The following is a 20,166-nucleotide window of genomic DNA, read 5'->3' on the forward strand; positions in this document are numbered from 1 at the left end:
CCACCGTTCTCTCGGTGGGGCCGTGGCCCGGAAGCGAGAGACTGCCGGGCCACAGTGTTGTTCAGCGGTCTGCGACTAGGGAGTGAAACCGTCGAGGTCGAGCCAGTATTTATCCTTGTCCGTCAGCCTGTTGCGGACGATGAACTGACCGAAAGGCCGCATTGACTGGGTGTTTTGGTTGTTTGACATGGTGGCACGTCCGCACTTCTCGCTCCAGGTGGGCAGGGGGTAGCGCAGATCAGGCAGAAGATGCCAAACTCCATCACTTCCCCTCTTGGCGTAAGTTTGCAGGCATTCGTCGCCGGAGTTCACCGGATTGAACCCGTTGGGCATTCCGGCACTGTCGTAACTGGCGGCGAATGCGAATTCGTCGCAGGACCATGTATCGTCCTGCAAGCCTTCATTGAGTTCTGGTGAGAGGGTGGCGTCCTGATTGCGGTCCCAAGAAGAAGGGCATATCACCTCGCGGTTGGCGGTGCTTTGCTTCTTGCTGGGATCACTTGCCGACATCACGTTGCTGCCCAGATAGGTGAGCGGGGCGCCGTAGGCTTTGCTGCCATAATGGCCGGGCAGTTTGTTCTGGACGAGCCAGGCGTGGGCAGCCGCAGCCGGGAATTTCTTCGAATTCATGACGTAGGTCGGCTTGTACTGATCGAAGACGCAGCCCGGGTACGACTGTGGAACCACGGAGTCGCAGCGGATCTGTGCCTTGCCGCCGCCGGTGTCGACCTCAGGGGCGTTGACGCTCCACATGTCGCCCATTTCTGCCTTCGTCGACCACTTGGGAAGGAGCAGGTCGGACGGTCGGGACTCGCCCCAGTTCCATACCTGTGACATGGAATATGTGTGCTCGTCGCCCAGTCCGTACTCCCACCAAAGGTTTCCGGATTCGAAACGAGGTCCGTTCTTCTTGCAGTCGATGGAGCACGTTTCCTCGACGGAGAGATAGAGGGGCTCAGTCGTCGCTTCGCCCGTTGCGTCGATCAGCTTGAACTTGAACGCGGTGTTCCAGCCGGTTTCATCTGGGTACAGCTTGATCTCGGCCTGGAAGTTGAACGTGGCTGTGCCGGTGACTGTCCCGTTGATCGTCTTGATGAATCCGAATTGACCCTTGATGCAGCCTTCGGTGCGGTTGATCCAGATTTTTCGGCCGGTACCGAACCCGAAGGGCTTTGCCGCGCACCAGGGAACGTAGGTGTTCTTGGGGTCGGAGAATTCCTTTTGGATGGAGTCGATCGGCGGCCCGCCATCGAGCACGCCGTCGGGGGTCATGTCCTGAGGAGTGGTCAGATCGTCGGGCTGGGCGGCGCTTACGTCCGGATCGCCGAAGGCGATGCTCGGCATACCGGAGTAGTCGCCGGGGACGAACGCGACAGCGTCGTAGGCCACGTCCTTGTCGGCGGCGCCGTCCGAGGTGGAGTTGGTCAACTGCACCTCGGGGGCTTGGTCCCTGAAGTTATAGGCGCCGAGCGAGACCCACTTGTTGTTCTGGGAGTTCTGGTCGACGGTCTTGGTCACCGCGCCGAAGGGAGTGATGACCTTGTAGGTGGCGTCGGAGACCTGGGCGCCGGTGTCGGGGATGTGCACGTAGACCTTGGCCTGGCTGCCGGAGATGGCAGAGTCCAGCTTCCAGTCGCCGAGGATCGTCATGCGGCCGCCGTCACCGCCGAGATGGTCGGCGTCGCGTGTGTGCGTGTACCAGAAGTGGCCGCCGTAGCCGCCGCCGATCTGGTGCAGGTCGGCCTTGGCGTCGTATTGGCCCAGGCCGGGTCCGGTCGCGGCCGGATCCGGATAGAAGGTGAACCGGAACGATCCGTCGGTCGTGGTGGTGCCGCAGTCGCTCCAGGTGTCGGTGCCTGCCGGTACGGACTCGACGACCTTCGCGCCCGACGGGGCGCCGGAGCAGACGGGCGTGCCGTACTGGAGGCGGTAACCGCGCCCGGGTTCACTGACCAGGCTCTGGTATTTGATGTTCTCGAAGCCGCAACTGGCGGAACAGTCGGACTTCCAGGTGGCGTTGGACTCGTGCCACCAGTACTGGGCGTAGCAGGCGGCGTCCGGGCAGTCCGGCGGGCTGGCCGAGTTGCAGCCGTTCTTGGTGTTGCAGAACGTGTCGAGCGGTGGCGAGACGTGCGCCCGGCGGTATTTCGCGCTGGCCGGGTCGATGACGGTTCCGGTGGTGCCGTTCCAGTAGGCGGGGCGGAAGCCGGCGGAGGAGAAGCCGGACTCGCCGGGCCAGTCCTGCCGGCCGGAGGTGGCGTAGGAGTGGCCGGTGTCCTGGGACCAGGCGGCCCAGCCCATCACCTTCTCCTCGTACGGCCACTGCTGGGGCTTTGCGGCGTCCTTCGCGGCCAGTGGGTCGAGGTCGGTGTTCATGAAGGCCAGCCGGGAGGCGGGATACACGGGGTTGGCGGGGTTGTTGTACCAGCCGAGGCCCCAGTTGCCGTTCTTGGCCTCGTCCGCTTTCTTGTTGAAGCCGAGGTTGTAGTTCCACACGGCGGTGAACCAGTTCTCGGGCTTCGCCGAGTCGTCGTTGTTGACGGTGATCGTCTGGTCGCTCTGATGGACCTCGTTCCACTTGGCGGCGAGGATGTAGAGCGACGCGGCGATGTTGGTGGTGTAGTCGAGGGCGATGGCGCGCTGGGTGCTGACCGGGAGGGAGGTCTCGCCTTCCTTCTCGTATCCGGCCTTGCGCATGCCGTCGGTGACTTGTCCGACGCCGTAGCCGCAGTCGGACTTGTCCCAGTGGATCGTCCAGAAGTCGGTGAGGGTGCCTCCGGTCTGGTGGCCGTAGTAGCCGTCGACGGCCGCGAGCGGGCTGCCCGTCTGGCCGGGTATGGCTCCGGATTCGGCCTGCCAGAGGTTGGACTCCTGGGCGAGGATGCCCAGTTCGACCTGTGCGGGAATGCGTCCGCCACCGTTGAGCTGCGGGACACCGAGCATGCCCTGCGGGTCGATGGTGCTGAGCCCGGTCTGTGCGCGCCAGCCGCCCTGGGTCAGGTAGTTGGAGCGCAGATTGCCACGGACGGCCATGTCGACGGCCCACTCGACCTGGTTGGGGGTGGGCTGGAGGGCCTGGGTGCCGACATCGTTGCGGGGCACGGAGCACCACGCGTCGCTGTCGACCGGGTCGTGCGCCCTGGGGTCGTCGTCAGCCGTGGTCAGTGTGCTCATCGTGGACAGCTGAGGCTTCGGGGAACCGGTCAGTGCCGGTGACGGTCTGCCGCCCGCGGTGGCGCCGGGTTCGGCGGTCTGCTGCTTCGTGTGCCGACCCGTGCCCGGGACCGTGCCCGTCACGGTCAGGACATGGCTGGTGTGGCCCGTCGTCGTCTCGGCCACGGGTTCCTTGGCCGCGGTCTTGGTGAAGCCGCGCCCCGCGTTGGCGACGTTGCCGACGCCGGCAAGGACGGCCGGGGAAAGGACCGGGTCGACCGCCAGACGGCCGCGGGTGGAGAGCTCCGCGTCGGGTGAGACGTTCAGGGGCTTGATACCGCTGGCCGCGAAGCCTCTGCGATGTGTGGCTTTGCCGGTGAGGTAGACCGTGCCGTCCGTGCCCTGACGCAGGTTCAAGGCGGTGAGCTTGCCGCTGGCGACGGTCGTCTTCTTGCCCTGCGCGTATGTCTGCACGTCGGCGTCGGTGTTCCCCGTGCGGTCGATGTAGCTGATGGTGCCGTCACCAGTCACACGGATGCCGTACGGAGCGTGTGTAGTTGCGGTGAGCTCGTTCGTCTTGCCTTTGCGGTCGATACGGACGAGTCGGTTTCCGGCGGCGGCTATCGCACCGTCCCTGGTGGGGACGGCGGAGGTTATCTCGCCCTTCGCGGTGGTGTCCGCGACCGTGGTGCCCTTGGTGTCCACCGTGACCAGGCGCGTCCTGGTGTCGCGGAGTGCGGTGAACACGGCGGTGTGCGTTGCCGGGCTGCACGTGGGGTCGAAGTACGCGAGCGACGCCGTGAAAGGCAGTTTGGTGACGCTGCCGTCGTCGAGGTTCACGATCGCAGTGAAGGCGCCGCCCATCATCAGGTCCGGCTTGTTGGTGAAGGTGCGGGGGGCGTAGACGACGGCCGCATGGTGGTCGTCCATGACGCACTCGTTGCCGATCCAGGTGTCGGCAGGAAGCCGGGACTCGCTCAGCACCGTCACGGTTCTCCACGCATAACCGGTTGTGCTGTCTGCGATCAGAAGATGGAGCCCGTCACTGTCGGCAGCCGCGGTCACGGCCCGGTCGGAGGAGTTCTTCCAGCCCTGTCCGAGAACGGTTTCACGGTCCTTCAAAGGGACCGCCGACGACGCGGGCCCCTTCTTCGGCGTGGCGGCTTTCTGCACCGGGTTCTTGAGCGGTTTCGGTGCTGCCGCCTGTGCTGTGTTCGATGCGAACGCGGAAGCGATCAATGCGGCCGCCGCGGTGATGATCACCGCGGACGACCGTCCTCTTCGTGTCTTCCGTAAGCGATAGTGCTTCATCGTCTTTCGGTCTGTCCTTTCGGTGGTTTCCGGTCGGCCGAGGTCGGCAGGTGGTCCTGTCGGATCGGCCGCGGAGGTGAAGGACGCCGCAGCACGTGCTGTGCCTGCCATGGGCAGGCGGTGCCGTGAGTGCCTCAGCAGGGCTGCGCCGCGTGTCGGCTGGGGCCGGGGAGAGAGGTGGATGTGCCGACCGGGTGCGCCGGTTGAGGACCTGACAGCTTCCGGCGAGTCGACGGATCGTCTGTCGTGTCCGGTAGGCCGCGGTGCGTGAGGACAGTGAACTTCGGGAGCCGGACACATCTGCGCGGCCTCATGAGCGGTAACTGAAGACGGAGCCGCCGGGCCCCGTGACTGCTCCGGGCTTTGCTCAGTACGTCGCCACGGTGTCGACGTAGATCTTCGGCTCGGTGGGGATCGGTCCCAGATGCGGGCCGCCGACGGTGTCCGTGCTGGACCTGACCGCGCCGGCGGCCACCCCGTCCAGGCGGAAGGTGGATGAGGCCAGCCAGTCTCCGGGGCCACCGATGCTGATGGTGATCTGGTAGCCGTTGGTGTGGTCGGTTCGGTTGTGAACGGTGACCTTGGTGAGAACGCCGTCGTCCTCCGGGGTGGCGTCCACTTCCACGTCTCCGTAGTGCAGGATGCGTGTCCGGCCCGACTGCTCGATCACGGCGGTGGGCTCGACCGCTGGATCTTCGGAGGCTTCGGTCGCTGTGGCCGTCGGCGTGGAGGCCGGTGGTTCGGTGGCGGTGACGGGGTGCGTGACACCGGGAATCGCGGAGTCGTCGGTGTCGGCGGAGCACCCGGCCACGAGGACAGCCAGAGCGAGTACGGCGCTCGCCCGAACCCAGAGCGGGTTCGGGTGAGCGGGGTACGTCAGTTGCATGTGCCGACGCTGGTGTAATTGTCCACGACGGCGTTGCCGGCGGCGTCCTCCATGTAGGAATAGAGTGAGCCGCAGTATCCCTTGTCCTGGTACACGGGGCCGGCGTAGGTGGAATAGGAACCGAAGTCCTGGGTGTCCGCGGTCGCCGTGTAGTTGTCCTTCAGCCGCACGCCCATGTAGTGCTTGGCACCGGTGTCGTTGAAGAAGACGCCGCAGATCGGTCGGTCGTAGAGGGTGTTGCTGCCGCTGTACTCGCCGTTCCACCAGGCGTAAGCGGTGCCGTAGGTACCGTAGCGCGCGGCGCCGACGGAGATGGTGTATCCCGAGCCGCATACGTTGGCTGCGGCAACTGCGGCGGCGCTGTCGGATTCGAGGACCGTCTTGGTGCCCTCGGCGGCATCCGTCGCCATGCTGAGGCCGGTGACTGAGCTGTCTGCGAACCCGACGGAGACCGGAGCCGCCGGGCCGGACCCCGTGGCCGATGCCGTCCCCGTCGGGACGACAGCCGCGCCGACAAACGCAGCGGTGACGACGACAGAACGTAAGACGCTGTGCACTCGGCTACCCCCTGTGAGGGATGTGTTGCGTGGGCTGTGCACTTTACGTGAAGGGATGATCGATTCAGAAGGGGGCCATGACAGCTGCTGCACAGTTTTGAGCCGCGATTCCGAAGGCCGACGGGGTTGTTTCTCCGTATCGATCACGGCTCCGGTTCGTGGCCCGGACTGCTCTGGTTCCACCACCGGCCGGAGTCGGAGGCCCTGTCACGACTGATCGACTTCGGCGCGAAACCGACCTCGCGAGTCTGCTGCCTACTTCCCGATCTTCGGCCCGACGTAGGCGATCCGCAGTGCCTTGTCCTCCGGCACGAGCCGGAAGTGCAGGCGCCCCGCGCCGGGCGTGAAGCGTCCGTGCCAGTCGAAGCAGCGTGTCTCTCCGTCGGAGTCCTTGAAGAGACACAGCCGTTTGCGCTGCTCGTGCTCCGGTGTGATCTTGGCGCCCTGCCAGTCGGGCACGCCGGTGCCGTCCCACAGGGCCGCGGACGCCTGGAGGCGGGCGAGAAGCCCGCGCACCTGGATGAACCACCGCACCTCCAGACCGGAGAGCTGGTCTCGGACCTGGGGCAGGACCTGGAGCCGCGGAAAGAAGTCGGCCCACTCGTCCCAGAGCTGGGTGGGGGAGTCGACGGCGTCGAGCCCGGCCGCGCATCCCCACTTCTCGTGGACGGACAGGTCGGCGCGGCGTGCGCTGTGCCGGGCCTGCTCCGGGGCGTCCTCCACGGCGAGCTCACCGGAATCGGTCTCCACGAGTCTGCGGACCCGCAGATCGAGCCAGGAGCCGGACCAGGTGGTCGCGAGGGGCAGGCTGACGGCGAGACCGTCCATCAGATACGCCCAGCCGATGCCTTCGACCAGTTCTCCGGAGCAGGTGTACTCGATCTCGCCGATGCTGTCGGGCTCGGGGTGCGCCGTCAGGAAGGGGGCCTTGGCGCTGAGCCCTTTGAGGAACTGCCGTTCATTGCGGTTGCGGTTGTCCGCAGCCCACTGGTTGAAGTAGTAGCCGCGGGCCAGGACGACGCGTAACAGCGCGATGAGTTCTGTCATCGCCTCGCCGACATCGGCCGGGGAAGCGGTGGATTCGCAGGACTTCTCGTTGAGGAACAGCAGTAGTGCTGTGACCGGGAAGGTTCGCCAGGTTATCCGTTGGCCTGCGTTTCGGCTGGCCCTGTAGGTTCCTGCCGTGAGTGATGTCGGTAGGACAGAGGTCAGACTCGCGGACGCGGCAGACGCGGCGGTGATCGCCCGCATCCACATGATTTCCCGGGTGGCGACCATGCCGTATCTGCCTCCGCAGAAACGCAGTCACGACCAGGTCACCCGGTGGGTCGAGGACGTGCTGCTCAAGTCGTGCCGGACGTGGGCGGCGGTGTGCGATGGAGAGATCCTCGGCTATGCCGCCCTTGAGGGCGACATGCTCGAACACCTCTATCTGCGACCGGAGGTCCGCCGCCGGGGCATCGGCACACTCCTGCTCGACCAGGTCAGACGGCACAGCCCTGCCGGGGTGTCCCTGCACGTCTTCCGGCAGAACACCGATGCCCGCGCGTTCTACGAGCTCCACGGCTTCACGGTCCTCGACACCAGCGACGGTCACCGGAACATGGAGAGGCTGCCCGACATGACCTTGCGCTGGACACCGGAGGGTGCACGGTGAACCGCTTCCTGGCGGGCCGCAGACTCCACTGATCCGGTCACGCCGCGTTGGCCAGGGGGCGTCCGCCCCAGCGGATGCCTTTCTCGCTGCGGATGCGGGCGCGCTCTTTGTCATCGCTGAGCAGGCGGGGACGGCCTCCCGCCCACCGAGGGTCCAGGCAGGCCAGGCCGATCTCGTTGAACCGGTGGATCACGTCGCGGACGGTGTCCTCGTCGGCCTGGACCAGCTGGGCGATCACCGGCACGCGGTTCCCGCCGGCCGAGGCCAGCAGCATTATCGCCCGCCGGTATCGCACCGAACTGGTACTGCCCCGGCGCACGATCTGCTGCAGCCGCCGCCCCTCCTGATCGGTCAGCCTGCGGACCCGAACGGGCTCTGCCACCACGCGCCTCCACCTGTCGGACGGCCTGTCGGCTCACATCCAACCGGTCCGGCACCCACCACCGCGACCCCCAACCCGGCGAACCTTCCCGGTCACAGCACTAGCGGATCGGTCCTGCGGCGCGCGGTGCAGCCGATCCAGTGGCCGTCGTCCAGTACGTGAACGATCACCACACGGCGATGGATCCCGTCGCGCTCCCGTTCTCCGGCCGTGGCGGAGCCTTTCGCCAGGTGCGGGGAACGGAGTGCTTCACCGTGGGGAGGGGCGCCGGCGCAGTGCCGCGAGGGTTCCCGCCACGAGGGCGAGGACGAGCAGCGCCAGTCCCAGGAAGATCACCGGATTCACCCAGGCCGGCACCAGTTCCGTTCCCACGCCGTCCGATGTGACGCACTGAGCGCTGACCGGCAGCGTCTCCCGTGTCACGATGCGATCACCCGCCACGCCTTGCGCCGCGCACATCTGATCCGGGTCGAGGAGGTAGAACCCGGACATCACGCCCCAGGCGTACGCTCCGAAGGCCGCCGTACCTCCTATGACCGCGATCAGCGTGTACGTCGAGGGGTCGAGCAGGCGTCGTCCGCCGCCCGGCAGCTCTTCGCGGCACTGCCCGACCAGGCGCCGGGCAAGAGCCACGGCCGCGAACAGGACGACCCACGGGGTCAGGAACGGAGCAGGGACCAGGGCCGGGAAGAGGAGTTCCGCCATGCCTGACGGGACATCCCAGGGAAATGATCAGTTCCTCCCGGCTTCGCACGCCGGTATGCGCCGGCGGAAACACGTCAAGCCGGCTCTCTGCGAGTACGGATACTCAGTCACTCGGCTTCTGTACTCAAGCGCTCCCGTTGCCACGTCAATAAGCTGACGCACCGCGGCAACACAACGCTTCACAGCACACACCACATCGCCGCCACGAGGAGGGGAGGACGACACCGATGGCGTGGGACGAGTGGGAGCGGCTCAAAGCGGGCGCGGCCGGACGCATGCGGATCGATCATGTGGCCGATCCGGGAGACGGACGAGGCGGAAGCACGAGCCGATCCTCCGGAGGGTCGGTTCCTGACCCGAAGGCGTCGAGGGGAGCCTGGACGAAGGGCTCTGGCGTAGCGCAGGGCTTGCAGTCCGCCACCGATCCGGATCGCATCGAGCTCAAGACGGCTCGTGAGGGCGTCGGCGGCGCCGTCGGCTGGGGCGAGGCCAGCGACCGTGCCGATGCCGCGCGGATCCGGTACCGGAGGGCCGTCACCTGCCTCACCACCGCCACAGCCGTGGTGTCCCTTCTCACTGCGGGCTGTTCGAAGACTGTGGACGACAATGGACACTCGCCCTCGCCGCAGCGGTCCACCTCGGAAGCGGCCTCCAGGCATCCCACGCTGGACGTGGACAAGGCCCGTGACAAGGCGAAGGCCGCCTCCAGCGCGATCTACGAGATGATCGACATGCGTACGGCCGAGGTCACAGAGCCGGGTCCCAGTGTCTCGACCTGTGACGAGGACCCCGGACACCTCTACAAGACCATTCACCCCTGGTCGGTCTACGGCGTCTCCGAGGACGAGCTGAAGGCGGGGTTCCAGCGGCTGCGGGAGGAACTGCGGAAGAAGGGCTGGAAGATCGTCGACTACGGCCCCAACAAGAGCCAGGCCAAGTCGCTGTCCCTCACCGCGGATTCTGAGACGGACCGCTTCTCGGTGAACGCGGTGCTCATCGTGTCCACCCCGACCAACCCGCATGAGAAGAAGCCGTTGATCATGGTGAACCTCGTCTCCGGCTGCTGGCGCGCTCCCAAGGGTACGGATCTCAACACGGTGTACTGATCGCCGTCGCTGCTGCCTGCCCGCGGCCATGCGGCGCACCGCGGTGGCGATGTGCCGCATGACCGGTGTCCCCTGTGCCGGGTCAGCCGGTCTTGACGGGGGTCAGGGTGAAGCCGGTGTTGGGCTTGCCGGCGAGGAGGTCGGCCAGGCCGCCGCTGAGGGCGTAGACCGTTCCGGCCGGTCCCGCGGTCACGTCGCTGGTGGCGGGGTCGTTGACGCTGTCGGTCACCTTCACGGTGGCTTCCTTCCAGCCGTCGCGGGGCTGGATGTGCTGAATCTGCGCGGGCTTGCCGGACAGCAGGCCGCTGCTGACCGCCGCGATCGAGCCGTCCTTGAGCAGCTGCATACCGGCCGCGGGGGAGGCGAGCGGCGCGGAGAGCTTCACCGGCTCGGCCTGGCCGGGATGCCGGACGGGCACCCGTACCATCGAGCCGTCGGCCATGGCGATGACCAGCTGGTTTCCCTTCACCCACTCCACCGCGCTCATCCCGACGTCGTTCAGGAGGTTCGGGATGTCCAGCGTGCCCTGGAGCAGGGGGCTGCGCAGGAGGACCGAGGCGTGGCCCGTGCGGTCGATGCGGAACACCGTCGGGGTCAGCTCGTCGACGGCGTAGGCGGTGCCGTCGGGCGCCACCGTCACGTCGGAGATCAGGTGCTTCTTGCCGTCCAGGAGGACTGCGGTCAGATCGACGCACCAGTTCTGCTTACCGCTCTTCATGTCGTAGCTGCCGACACCGGCGACGCGGAAGGGGGCGTCCTGGTGGGAGTGGTCGGCGAGTCCGTAGTCCACGTTGCTGACCAGGACGCGGCCCCGCTTGCTGTCGGCGAGTACGGCCTGCGCCGACACCAGTTGCGGGTCGTCGACGACGGTGCGCACCTTTCCGTCCGGTCCGGTGGCGTAGACCTTGCCGTGCTTCAGTGAGCCGGCGAAGAACGTCTTCGACGCCGCGTCGAAGCCCAGCGAGTGGGGGAACACGTTCGCGCCGTCGGCCTTGATGACACCGGACGTCTGCTGCTTGACCTGCCGGCCCGGCTTGCTCGGGGACCGCTCGGCTGCGGAGCTGGAGTTGGAACCGGAGCCGGTGGAGGAGCCGGTCGCGGCCAGTGCCGTTCCGGTGGCCGCGAGAGCGACAAACGCCGAGCCGGCGAGGGCGATCTTCAGCTTCGTGTTCTTCATGGTGGGTGTTCCTCGGATGTGCTCGGAAGGGCTGGGGCCGGTGTGGAGGGCGGGCGGTGGGCCGCCCGGAGCTCAGGCGCTGACGGTGCGGCCGAGCAGGGCGGCGAGCCGGTCGATGGCGGGGGCGTCCTCCGGGGCGGGCCGTGAGGGGGCGAACGGGCTGGGGGCGTTGGCCGGCAGCCCGGCGAGCAGGCCGGTGGCGAACTCGATCTCGATCTCGACCGACGCGTCCTCGAACAGCGTCTTCTGACCGAGTGCTTGGGCCAGGTCCCAGCCGTGGACCAGGTGCTCCAGCGTCTGCAGGTGCAGGGCCACCGCGCCGGGGACCTCACCGATCGGCGCCCGCACCACGCGCTCCAGCGCGCCCTCCGCACCGAAGGCGGCGGCCAGCGCCTCGCCGTTCTGGCGGAAAGTCCCGGACGCGGGGCCGGACTTACCGGTCAGGGCGATACGGAAGGCGTCCTGACCGGCCCGGAGGTGGTCGACCAGTTCCCGGACGGTCCAGTCGGTGCAGGGGGTCGGGGCGGCCCACTGTTCGTCGCCGACGGACTCGACGAGGGTGGCGACGGTGTCCACGACGGCGTCAAAGGTGAGGGACATGGAACGGCCTCCTGAGGGCGTGCGGCATCGGCCGGCGAACAGGCCGGCTGCGTAAGGGGTGTGGTGTGGTGAGGGGGTGGGTCAGTGGGGGAGGGGCGCGTCGGCGCGGAGTCGCGCGACGGTGTCGTTGGTGTGCGGCAGCAGGCGCAGCGCCGCCTCGGACGCCGAGTCGCGTGGCGCGGTGACCACGACCAGCCGCAGGCCCGGGTCGTGCGGTACGGCGATGGAGTGCTGCAGGACGCGCAGTTCGCCCACGAGCGGGTGCGTCATCCGGTACTCGGCGACGTCCCAGGCACGGACCCGGTGCTCGGCCCACAGGGTGGCGAACTGCGGGCTGTGCATGGACAGATCGCCGATGAGTGTCGCGAGTTGGGGGTCGTCGGGGTATTCACCGGCCAGCCTGCGCAGTCGGCCGACCACGTCGCGGGCCTTGTTCCGCCAGTCGGCGCCGTACAAGTCACGGGTGTGCGGATTGGTGAACACCATGCGGATGGTGTTGGGGCGGGTGTCCGCGCGGTCCGGGGCCGACGGGTCGAGGTGACCGGCGATCAGCGCGTGCCCGGCGGAGTTCCACGCCAGCACGTCACTGCGACGGCCGAGCAGGATGACGGGCGCGGTGCCGAACGCGTCGACCAGTTGCCGTACCGGCGGCGTGACGCGGTCGGCGGGCAGCCGGCGCTTCCGGGTCCTCGGGCTGTCCTGGACGAGCGTGTGCAGGTGGGCGCGTTCGGCGTCGGTCAGCCGGAGGGCACCGGCCAGGGCGTCGACCACCTGCGGCGACGCCTTCGAGGAACCCTGCTCCAGCCGGATCAGGTAGGCCACACTGATCCCGGCCAACTGGGCGACCTCCTCCCGGCGCAGCCCCGGCACCCGGCGCCGGTCACCGAAGTCCGGCAGACCCAGGTCCGCCGGCTTCAGCTGCCCACGTCGTACGGCGATGAACCGCCCCAGTTCGCTCATGCCGACGATTCTGCACGGGCCGCCCGCGATCAGCCTGCTACAGATCGGGTTACCCGACGGAGCCCGGTGATCCTTCCAGCAACGCGCCGTAGGCGCCTTCGGCCGCCCGCTCGGCGGGTATGTCCGGTGGAGAGTGGTTTCCGGCGGCCTACCGACACCGAGTACTACGACGGGATCACGCGGGTTGACCAACACGACTTGGCGGCACGGGGATTCCGTATCTACTTCGACCAGTTGCGGCAGACGACCTCCGACATGGAGGAGCTGTGGCTCGGGCTAGAACAGTACGTGGTGGGCAACGCGCGGGTCACCCACCACGCCACCTGGGCGGGAGACGCCGGCGCGGGGCCGTCCGGGTTCGCGCGGAAGGCAGTACCTGACCGGGGAACTTCGCAGAGATCACCTGTCGGGCCGGTGCGATGCCCACGCCTGCTATCGCGGCCCTCCGGTCAGCCGCCGCATTCCTCGAGCGGCCGGGCCTTCACCGTGCCGGCGGAGACACGCCGAGCCCGCTCCAAGTGAGTACGGATACTCAGCCACTCAGCCCCTTTGTGCTCAGGCGCTCCCGGAACCACATCAATAAACTGGCGCAGCGCGGCAACACAACACGTCACAGCACACACCGCAGCGCCGCCACGAGGAGGGGGAGACGACGCCGATGGCGTGGGACGAGTGGGAGCAGCTCAAGGCGGGCGCGGCCGGGCGGACGCAGATCGATCACGTGGCCGATCCGGGCGAGGAGGCGGGAGGCGGAGGACCGAGCGGTTCCTCCGGAGGTCCGGCTCCTGACCTGAAGGCGTCGAAGGGGCCCTGGACGAAGGCCTCCGGCGTGGCCCAGGACTTGCGGACCGGCACCGACTCGGGTCTCACCGAACTGAAGACGGCTCATGAGGGCGTCAGCGGCGGCACGGACGGCTTCTCCAGCACGGCCGCCCTGAACGGGATCCTGCCCACTTGGGAGAAACGGCTGACCTCGGTACGCGACGAGTGCGACCGGCTGCACGGCGCACTTGCCGGGACCGGCCGCGACTTCGGTGAACTCGACCCCGCCGTCGCCGACAAGGTCGATCGTGTGAAGACCGGCAGCACGCCCGACTGGGCGCGGTGAGACGGGAATGCCCACCTGGCAGCAGCTGCGCGACGCGAGGTTCGCCGAGTACGAGGAGGCCGCAGACGGCTGGGGCAAGGTCAGCAACCGGGCCGACGCCGCACGGATCCGGGTCGACCAGGAGATGTCGGCACCGATCCGCGCCACACAGAAAGGCGAGGCACAGACGTCGGCGGAGCGGGACCTGACCCGGTTGGGTCGCAACTACCAGTACCTGCACGGCGAATGCGGCCTCGTCCGCGTCACGCTGAACAGCCTGGCCGCAGAACTGACCGCTGCTCAGAAGAAGTTGAAGCAAGCCCTCGACGACGCGGCTGACCTCAGGTTCACCGTCCGCGAGGACGGCTCGGTCGAGTACCCGAAGAGCACCGGGCTGCCCCTGTCCCCAGGTACGTCCGCGGGCACCGGTGCCGCCCGGCCCGGAGCTTTGGTGCCCCTGCTGCCGGGCGCGGGCGAGGCGAACGGTGACCCGAACAGGGGCAAGGCCGAGGACATCGCCGAGCGCATCTCGCAGGCGGTGACCAGCGCCGGCGAGATCGACAACCGGTACGCGAAGGTGCTGCGCGAACTGACCGCGCCGGACGGCCTGGCCGTCACCGACGACATGCTCATGGACGAGGCCCACGACACGGGGGACGTCCAGAAGACGGTCGGTTCCCGTCTCGGCAAGGACGGTATTCCTCAGGGAGAGTCCCCGGCCGACAACAAGAAGTGGTGGGACGGTCTGACGCAGGAGCAGCGCGAGGAGTACCAGACGCTGTACCCGGCCGAGATCGGCGCGCTCGACGGCATCCCGAGCGCGGTCCGCGACTCCTCCAACCGGATCGTGTTCGACGAGACCCACGCCCAGGTCAGGAGCCAGGTCGACGCGCTGGGTCCGGAGCCGACCAAGACGGTCGTCACCGCCGCCGGGGTGATCCGTAATCCGGCGTGGACCGTATGGGACGCCATGGGCGGCACACGCCTGAGGGGTCAGCTCGACGGCATGAACGCCGTCCAGGGCCGCTTCGACCGGACCGGCACCGACGGACTGCCCCCGGCCTATCTGCTCGGCTTCGACCTCAAGGGCAACGGTCACGCCATCGTGGCGAACGGCAACCCGGACACGGCGGACAACACAGTGGTGTACGTCCCGGGTACGACATCGAAGCTGGCGGGCGCCAAAGGCGACATCCAGCGTATGCAGGATGTGTGGGACGCCAGTCACCAGTTGTCACCCGCCAGGACGACCTCGACGATCACCTGGATCGGGTACGACGCCCCGCAGAACATCGCCCCCGAGGCCATGGAGAAACACTGGGCCTACGAAGGCGCTCCCAGACTGAACAATTTCCTCGACGGTCTGCAGACGGTCCAGGGCGGTCCGGAGACCAGCCACACCACCGTCATCGGCCACAGCTACGGTTCCACCACCGTGGGCGCCGCGTCGAAGGCGCCGGGACACTTCGCGGCGGACGACATCGTCGTGGCGGGCAGCCCAGGCATGCTGGTCGGTGACGCGAGCGACCTGGACGTCGGAAAGGACCACGTGTGGTCCGAGGCGGCACACGACGACCCCGTTCCGCTGGGCGGCAAGATCGCGCACCTCGGCGGGTACAAGTGGGGCGTCCAGACCTTTCACGGACTGCCGTACGACGCCGGTTACATCCAGACCGTCCCGTCCGACGAAGCGTTCGGCGCGCATCGTATGGCCGTCGACACGAGCGGCCACAGCGGCTACTGGAACAAAGATTCGTCCAGCCTCTGGAACCAGGCAGCCGTAGCTACCGGACGGTACAACCAAGTGGTCTACCCATAAGGCGATCCTGATGCGCAGCCCAGCAAGGAAGCGGTACCGAGGGACCTCCGTCGGTCTTGCCGCCGCAGTCGTAATTTCCCTTCTCACGGCAGGATGTGCGAAGACCGTGGACGACAACGGATCCTCCTCCTCGACACCGCAGTCATCCGGCTCGGAGGCGGCTTCCGGGCACCCCACGCTGGAGGTGGACGAAGCCCGTGCCAAGGCGAAGGGCGTCTCCAGCGCGATCTACGAGATGATCGGGGCCCACCAAGGCAAGGTCACCGAGCGCGGTCCCGCCGTCTCGACCTGCGAAGGGCAAGATTCCCGGCACTTCTACCTGACGCGGCACCCCTGGTCGGTCTACGACGCCTCCGAGGACGAGCTGAAGGCGGGCTTCCAGCGGCTGCGGGAGGAACTGCCGAAGAAGGGCTGGAAGATCGTCGACTACGGTCCCAACAACAGCGAGGCCAAGTCGCTTTCCCTCACGGCGGATTCGGAGAAGGACCGCTTCTCGGTGAACGCCGTGCTCATCGTGTCCACGCCGACCAATCCGCACGAGAAGGACCCGCTGCTCGCGGTCACCGTCGTCTCCGGCTGCTGGCGCGCCCCCGAGGGCACGGATCTGAACACGCAGTACTGAGCGCAACGAGGCGACTCCGCCACGCGCATGGATCTGCTTCTCCCCGCTTCCTCAGCAGCGGGTCTTTACGGTGACAGGTGTGATGACGGCCTCCTGCGAGGGGGCCGACAAGTGCCCTGACGCGTTGAACCAGGTGTGACGGGTCGATCGATGATGTGGGACGAGGCAGGTCTGTCCGGTCTGCAGGCGCAGTTGGCGGGCGAGATGCTGGGCATGGTCACCGTGTTCGCGTTCGGGCGGGGAGTCCGGGTGGTGCGGGGGGTCGTGCAGGCCCCGGAGCGGCGTGGTGTCGGCCGTGTCGTGCTGTGGGACGGACAGCGACTGGAGACGTCGGTCGGCTTCGACGTGCCGCTCACGGACACCCACGGAGCGAGCATCCCCGCGGGGGACCTCGTGGCTGCTCTGCGCAGCGCATGGGCCGACTGCTCCGGGGAGGAGGTCGAGGAGGCGCCGCGCGATGCCTTCGGAATTCCGGTGGTCGACGCCACCGCCGCCGTTCGCGGCTTCGTCGACCGCCCGCGGTTCCTTCTCCCGGACGCGCTGCGGGCCGCGGTAGCGGCCTTCTCCGGTCCGGCAGAGCCTGACGAGCCCGCGGAGTTGCGCCTGCGCGGCTTCCTGCTGCTCGACCAGGGAACGTGTCGTCTCTACCTGGACACCCCCACATCTCAGGACGTTCCGCCCTTCGGCGTCGACCTGCCCCTCCGGGCCGAGGACGGCTCTGTCGCCGTCGGCGTGACAGGAGCACACGCCGTGCTTCCGGTCCTCCTGGAAACGGGGGAGCTCGAGCGCCTGCGGAAGGACGCCCATGACCCCTACTGCCGCGCCGTCTACGACTTGGTGGGCTGGCTCACGGGGCGCTGACCGTGGGCCCTCAGTCGTCCACCCCGGCTTCCCGCTTGCGCCGGCGCAGGACATAGTCGCTGAAGAGGTGCCGGCTCCGGTCGAGGAGCTCGCCCACCTCCGGGTCGCCGCGTCGCACGTCCGCCGACGGATGCCAGCGCTGCACGGATTGCCCGGCCCAGGTGCGCAGTTTCGGATCGGGGTCCTCCAGCAGACCGACCGCCGCCCGGAGCGCCACGATGCCGCCGTGTGCGTCGAGCAGCCGGAACGCACCGAGGCGGACGTGCCGGGGCTGCTCGGAGCCGGTGCGCTTCAGCAGCCGTTCGGCGGGCAGTTCCTTCACCGAGGGCAGCAGGGCGGTGACAGCCTCGCGTACGACGGCGGCGGCAGGGTCGTCGAGGAACGGCCACAAGCGAGGCGCGTCGACGCAGTCCAGTACCCGCAGCCCTGCCACCGCCCGCGCCCGTACCCCGGCGACCGGGTGCGCGAGCAAAGGCCACAGCAGATCGGCGTCCGCGCGGTTGCCGCATTCGGCCAGCCCGATGACCGCACCGGGCGGCAACCCCGGATCGTCCGGTGCCACGCACCGTTCCCGGTACGAGGCCACCGGGTCACCTCCCTGCTGTCGTACGACATACCGGGCGCAGGCGCGTACGAGTGCGGACCGGTCGTCGAGAAACGGCTCCGCCTGTTCGGGGCGTCCCGCCCGTCGCAGTCCGGTGACGCCGGCCGAACGGGTACGCGGGTTGCGTGCGGACAGCAGGGGAAGCAGTACGTCCTCGTACGTCTTCTCGTCCCCTGGAGCGGTGAGCGCCGCCGTGGCGCACAGGTCCTGGACCACGGTGTCCTCGTCCTGGGCGGCAGCGCGGGCCAGTTCGGCGGGACGCAGGATCTGGCCCGCGACGGCCAGCCGGTACGCGAACCGCCGGACGACGCGGTCGGGATCGGTGAAGAGTGCGGTGAGCTGACCGGGGGACGCCCGGCGCAGGACCTGACCGAGCAGATCGACGCCGAATCCGCCTCTGTCGCGGCGGCCGACGCGGAGGACGAGCGGCGCGAGGTCGAGGGCGGTGCCCATGTTCATTGCGTCGCTCAGCAGTTGCCGGGCAGGCTCCCGCACGGGGGTGGCCCAGTCGGCGCAGCGGATCACGACCAGCGGCAGCAGACCGGGATGGCGGGCCACATGGCCCAGCGCTTCCTGACGGACACGCCCGTGGCGATGGCAGAGGGCGAGTGCGAGCCGGGACTCGCCGAGCGGAGTCAGGTCGGCGGGCAGCGGGGCGGAATGCTCCCACTCCGGCATGAACCGCTGGTGAAACCAGGCCGGTTCGCGGACTCCTGCGTCCAGCGCGAGCCAGTCACCGGGATCGGTGACGTCGAGGGTGCTCGGTAACGGCGCATCTCCCGCGAGCCGCATCGCCGCCGCTGCGCCGTCCGTGACGCCCTCAAGCATTCCCGCGTCCTCCAACATCCCATTGACTACTGCCACCAGGGTTCCGAGTGGTGATTATCCCGTTCCCTTCCCAGGCGAGGTGGCGGGCGGCCACCGTACGTGGACTTCGTCATCGGAGTACCGCTCTTCGCCACACCGGCCGCCGTCGATGTGCGCAGGCGGGTGGAGTGTCGGTCACTTCAGGAGACGGGGGCGCTGAAAAGGCGCGGTTGTGCGGGAACTGGGAGGGCCGTCTGTCCGACTAGTGCAGGACAGCGGCTGATCGCGGCCTCTGGAGCGGTGTCGCGGCGGTTCGCCGGCCGGGTGCCGCGTTTCCTGCTCGGACCGCGGTGCCCCGGGCACCGGTTACCCCCACGAGGTGAAGATGACGTCCGTCGACTCCGAAGAATCCGGCCGGTCCGGAGGGTTCGGCGCGTCCGGCGAGGTCGGTCAGGCCGGTCAGGTCGGTTCGGGGGGTGAGGCCGCCGTGCGGCCGGTGGTGCCCGTGGCGGTCCGGCGGGCGGAGGGGATCGGTCCGCTGCTCGCGCGGCTGCACTTCTACGCCGGGATCCTGGTGGCGCCGTTCCTGCTCGTCGCCGCCGTCACCGGGCTGCTCTACACCTTCACGCCGCAACTCGACTCCCTCGTCTACGGGGAGCAACTCCACGTCTCCCGCACCGGTGGGGCCGTCGTGGCGTTGTCCGAGCAGGTCGCCGCCGCGCGTGCCGAGCACCCGCAGGGCACGCTGACCGCCGTACGTCCGGGAAGCGGTGACGACACGACACAGGTGGACTTCGCCCTGCCCGAACTCGGCGAGAAGACGCACACCGTCTACGTCGACCCCTACACCGGCCGGACCACGGGACAGCTGACCACCTGGTACGCCGAGACCCCGCTCACCACCTGGCTGGACGCCCTGCACCGCAACCTCGACCTCGGCACCGTCGGCCGCTACTACTCGGAGACCGCCGCCAGTTGGCTGTGGGTGCTCGTCCTCGGCGGACTGGTCCTCTGGACGCGCCGTCGGCACGGCCGGCGTACCGCGCGGCGTCTGCTGCTGCCGGACCGCGCCGCGAAGAAGGGCGTACGGCGCACCCGCAGCCGGCATGCCGTCATTGGGCTCTGGCTCGCCGTCGGACTGCTCGGCCTGTCGGCCACCGGCCTGACCTGGTCGCGCTACGCCGGTGCCCACTTCGGCGAGGCCCTCGACGCGCTGCACTCCCACACCCCCTCGGTGACCACCTCCCTGACGGCCGGTACGGCAGGCTCCGGCGGCGCCGCGAAGGACGCCGACCCGGCCGCGGTGGACGGGGTCCTGAGGGCCGCCCGTGCCGAGGGCGTGGGCGGGCCGGTGGAGATCGCCGTACCCGAGGACGGCGGCACCGCCTGGACCGTCACACAGACCCGCAACCTCTGGCCGGTCGGACGCGACAGCGTCGCCGTCGACGCCGCCACCGGCCGTGTGACCGACCGGGTCGACTTCGCCGACTGGCCGGTGATGGCCAAGCTCACCCGCTGGGGCATCAACGCCCACATGGGCACGCTGTTCGGCCTGGTCAACCAGCTCCTCCTGGCCCTCCTCGCCCTCGGTCTGATCTGCGTGACCGTCTGGGGCTACCGCATGTGGTGGCAGCGCCGTCCCACCCGTACCGACCGCCGTGCCGTCCTGGGTGCTCCGCCCGTCCGCGGCGCCTGGCGCGCCCTGCCGTCCCCGGCCGTCGCCGTCGGTATCGTCGCGGTCGCCGTGGTCGGCTGGATCATTCCCCTGTTCGGCATACCGCTGGCGGTGTTCCTCGCCGTCGACCTCTGCGTGGGCGTACTCCGCCGTCGCCACGCGGCCGGCTGATGCTCCGGAAGGGTGATGCCTGCCAC

Annotated in this window: 16 protein-coding genes and 1 pseudogene; 7 read left to right on the forward strand and 10 right to left on the reverse strand. The window is 68.5% G+C overall.

What is annotated here, in order from left to right:
- Positions 1–75: 75 nt before the first annotated feature.
- The 4 genes from ABZ862_RS13395 to ABZ862_RS13410 all read right to left on the reverse strand — a co-directional run bounded on the left by ABZ862_RS13395 (position 76) and on the right by ABZ862_RS13410 (position 6,954).
- On the reverse strand, positions 76–4,416 hold the full coding sequence (locus ABZ862_RS13395; RefSeq protein WP_360956554.1) for a Tat pathway signal protein: 4,341 nt from the start codon (positions 4,414–4,416) through the stop codon (positions 76–78).
- Between the two features lie 415 nt (positions 4,417–4,831).
- Entirely contained in the window at positions 4,832–5,350 is a 519-nt protein-coding gene (locus ABZ862_RS13400; RefSeq protein WP_360956556.1) for a hypothetical protein, read from the reverse strand.
- Complete coding sequence (locus ABZ862_RS13405; RefSeq protein ID WP_360956558.1) at positions 5,341–5,907, reverse strand: hypothetical protein; 567 nt, start codon at positions 5,905–5,907, stop codon at positions 5,341–5,343. Before ABZ862_RS13405 ends, ABZ862_RS13400 begins: the two co-directional genes overlap by 10 nt.
- Before the next feature lie 255 nt (positions 5,908–6,162).
- Positions 6,163–6,954, reverse strand: a complete 792-nt coding sequence (locus ABZ862_RS13410; protein ID WP_360956560.1) for a hypothetical protein — start codon at positions 6,952–6,954, stop codon at positions 6,163–6,165.
- A 136-nt stretch (positions 6,955–7,090) separates the two neighbouring features.
- Between ABZ862_RS13410 and ABZ862_RS13415 the strand changes: the two genes are divergently transcribed.
- Complete coding sequence (locus tag ABZ862_RS13415) at positions 7,091–7,564, forward strand: GNAT family N-acetyltransferase (RefSeq protein WP_360956562.1); 474 nt, start codon at positions 7,091–7,093, stop codon at positions 7,562–7,564.
- Positions 7,565–7,679: 115 nt separating this feature from the next.
- Here ABZ862_RS13415 and ABZ862_RS13420 read toward each other — a convergent pair.
- Positions 7,680–7,946 (reverse strand): annotated as a pseudogene (locus tag ABZ862_RS13420) (helix-turn-helix domain-containing protein); the annotation flags it as partial.
- A 249-nt stretch (positions 7,947–8,195) separates the two neighbouring features.
- Positions 8,196–8,651 carry a hypothetical protein gene (locus tag ABZ862_RS13425; protein WP_360956564.1) on the reverse strand — a complete coding sequence of 152 codons (456 nt, stop codon included), beginning with the start codon at positions 8,649–8,651 and terminating at the stop codon, positions 8,196–8,198.
- Between the two features lie 407 nt (positions 8,652–9,058).
- Here ABZ862_RS13425 and ABZ862_RS13430 point away from each other — a divergent pair, with 407 nt between their 5' ends.
- Positions 9,059–9,757, forward strand: a complete 699-nt coding sequence (locus ABZ862_RS13430; RefSeq protein ID WP_360956566.1) for a hypothetical protein — start codon at positions 9,059–9,061, stop codon at positions 9,755–9,757.
- An 82-nt stretch (positions 9,758–9,839) separates the two neighbouring features.
- Here ABZ862_RS13430 and ABZ862_RS13435 read toward each other — a convergent pair whose 3' ends face one another.
- The 3 genes from ABZ862_RS13435 to ABZ862_RS13445 form a co-directional block, all read right to left on the reverse strand.
- Positions 9,840–10,934, reverse strand: coding sequence for a hypothetical protein (locus ABZ862_RS13435; protein ID WP_360956568.1), 1,095 nt, complete (start codon positions 10,932–10,934; stop codon positions 9,840–9,842).
- 72 nt (positions 10,935–11,006) lie between these two features.
- Positions 11,007–11,534 (reverse strand): TIGR03086 family metal-binding protein, encoded by a 528-nt coding sequence (locus tag ABZ862_RS13440; RefSeq protein ID WP_360956570.1) that lies wholly within the window; start codon positions 11,532–11,534, stop codon positions 11,007–11,009.
- A gap of 81 nt (positions 11,535–11,615) precedes the next feature.
- Positions 11,616–12,494 carry a helix-turn-helix domain-containing protein gene (locus ABZ862_RS13445; RefSeq protein ID WP_360956572.1) on the reverse strand — a complete coding sequence of 293 codons (879 nt, stop codon included), beginning with the start codon at positions 12,492–12,494 and terminating at the stop codon, positions 11,616–11,618.
- A gap of 658 nt (positions 12,495–13,152) precedes the next feature.
- Between ABZ862_RS13445 and ABZ862_RS13450 the strand changes: the two genes are divergently transcribed.
- The 4 genes from ABZ862_RS13450 (at position 13,153) to ABZ862_RS13465 (ending at position 16,883) form a co-directional block, all read left to right on the forward strand.
- Positions 13,153–13,602 (forward strand): amino acid ABC transporter permease, encoded by a 450-nt coding sequence (locus tag ABZ862_RS13450; RefSeq protein WP_360956574.1) that lies wholly within the window; start codon positions 13,153–13,155, stop codon positions 13,600–13,602.
- Between the two features lie 7 nt (positions 13,603–13,609).
- Positions 13,610–15,400: an alpha/beta hydrolase gene (locus tag ABZ862_RS13455; RefSeq protein ID WP_360956576.1), complete on the forward strand. Its 1,791-nt coding sequence runs from the start codon at positions 13,610–13,612 to the stop codon at positions 15,398–15,400.
- A gap of 106 nt (positions 15,401–15,506) precedes the next feature.
- Entirely contained in the window at positions 15,507–16,022 is a 516-nt protein-coding gene (locus ABZ862_RS13460) for a hypothetical protein (RefSeq protein ID WP_360956578.1), read from the forward strand.
- 135 nt (positions 16,023–16,157) lie between these two features.
- Complete coding sequence (locus tag ABZ862_RS13465; RefSeq protein WP_360956580.1) at positions 16,158–16,883, forward strand: hypothetical protein; 726 nt, start codon at positions 16,158–16,160, stop codon at positions 16,881–16,883.
- Positions 16,884–16,893: 10 nt separating this feature from the next.
- Here the strand turns inward: ABZ862_RS13465 and ABZ862_RS13470 are convergent, their stop codons facing one another.
- Positions 16,894–18,315 (reverse strand): hypothetical protein, encoded by a 1,422-nt coding sequence (locus ABZ862_RS13470; RefSeq protein WP_360956582.1) that lies wholly within the window; start codon positions 18,313–18,315, stop codon positions 16,894–16,896.
- Between the two features lie 364 nt (positions 18,316–18,679).
- Here ABZ862_RS13470 and ABZ862_RS13475 point away from each other — a divergent pair, with 364 nt between their 5' ends.
- Positions 18,680–20,140 carry a PepSY-associated TM helix domain-containing protein gene (locus tag ABZ862_RS13475; protein ID WP_360956686.1) on the forward strand — a complete coding sequence of 487 codons (1,461 nt, stop codon included), beginning with the start codon at positions 18,680–18,682 and terminating at the stop codon, positions 20,138–20,140.
- The last annotated feature ends 26 nt before the right edge of the window (positions 20,141–20,166 follow it).

Origin of the sequence: Streptomyces sp. NPDC047000 (assembly GCF_040644295.1) — a bacterium.
GTDB lineage: Bacteria > Actinomycetota > Actinomycetes > Streptomycetales > Streptomycetaceae > Streptomyces.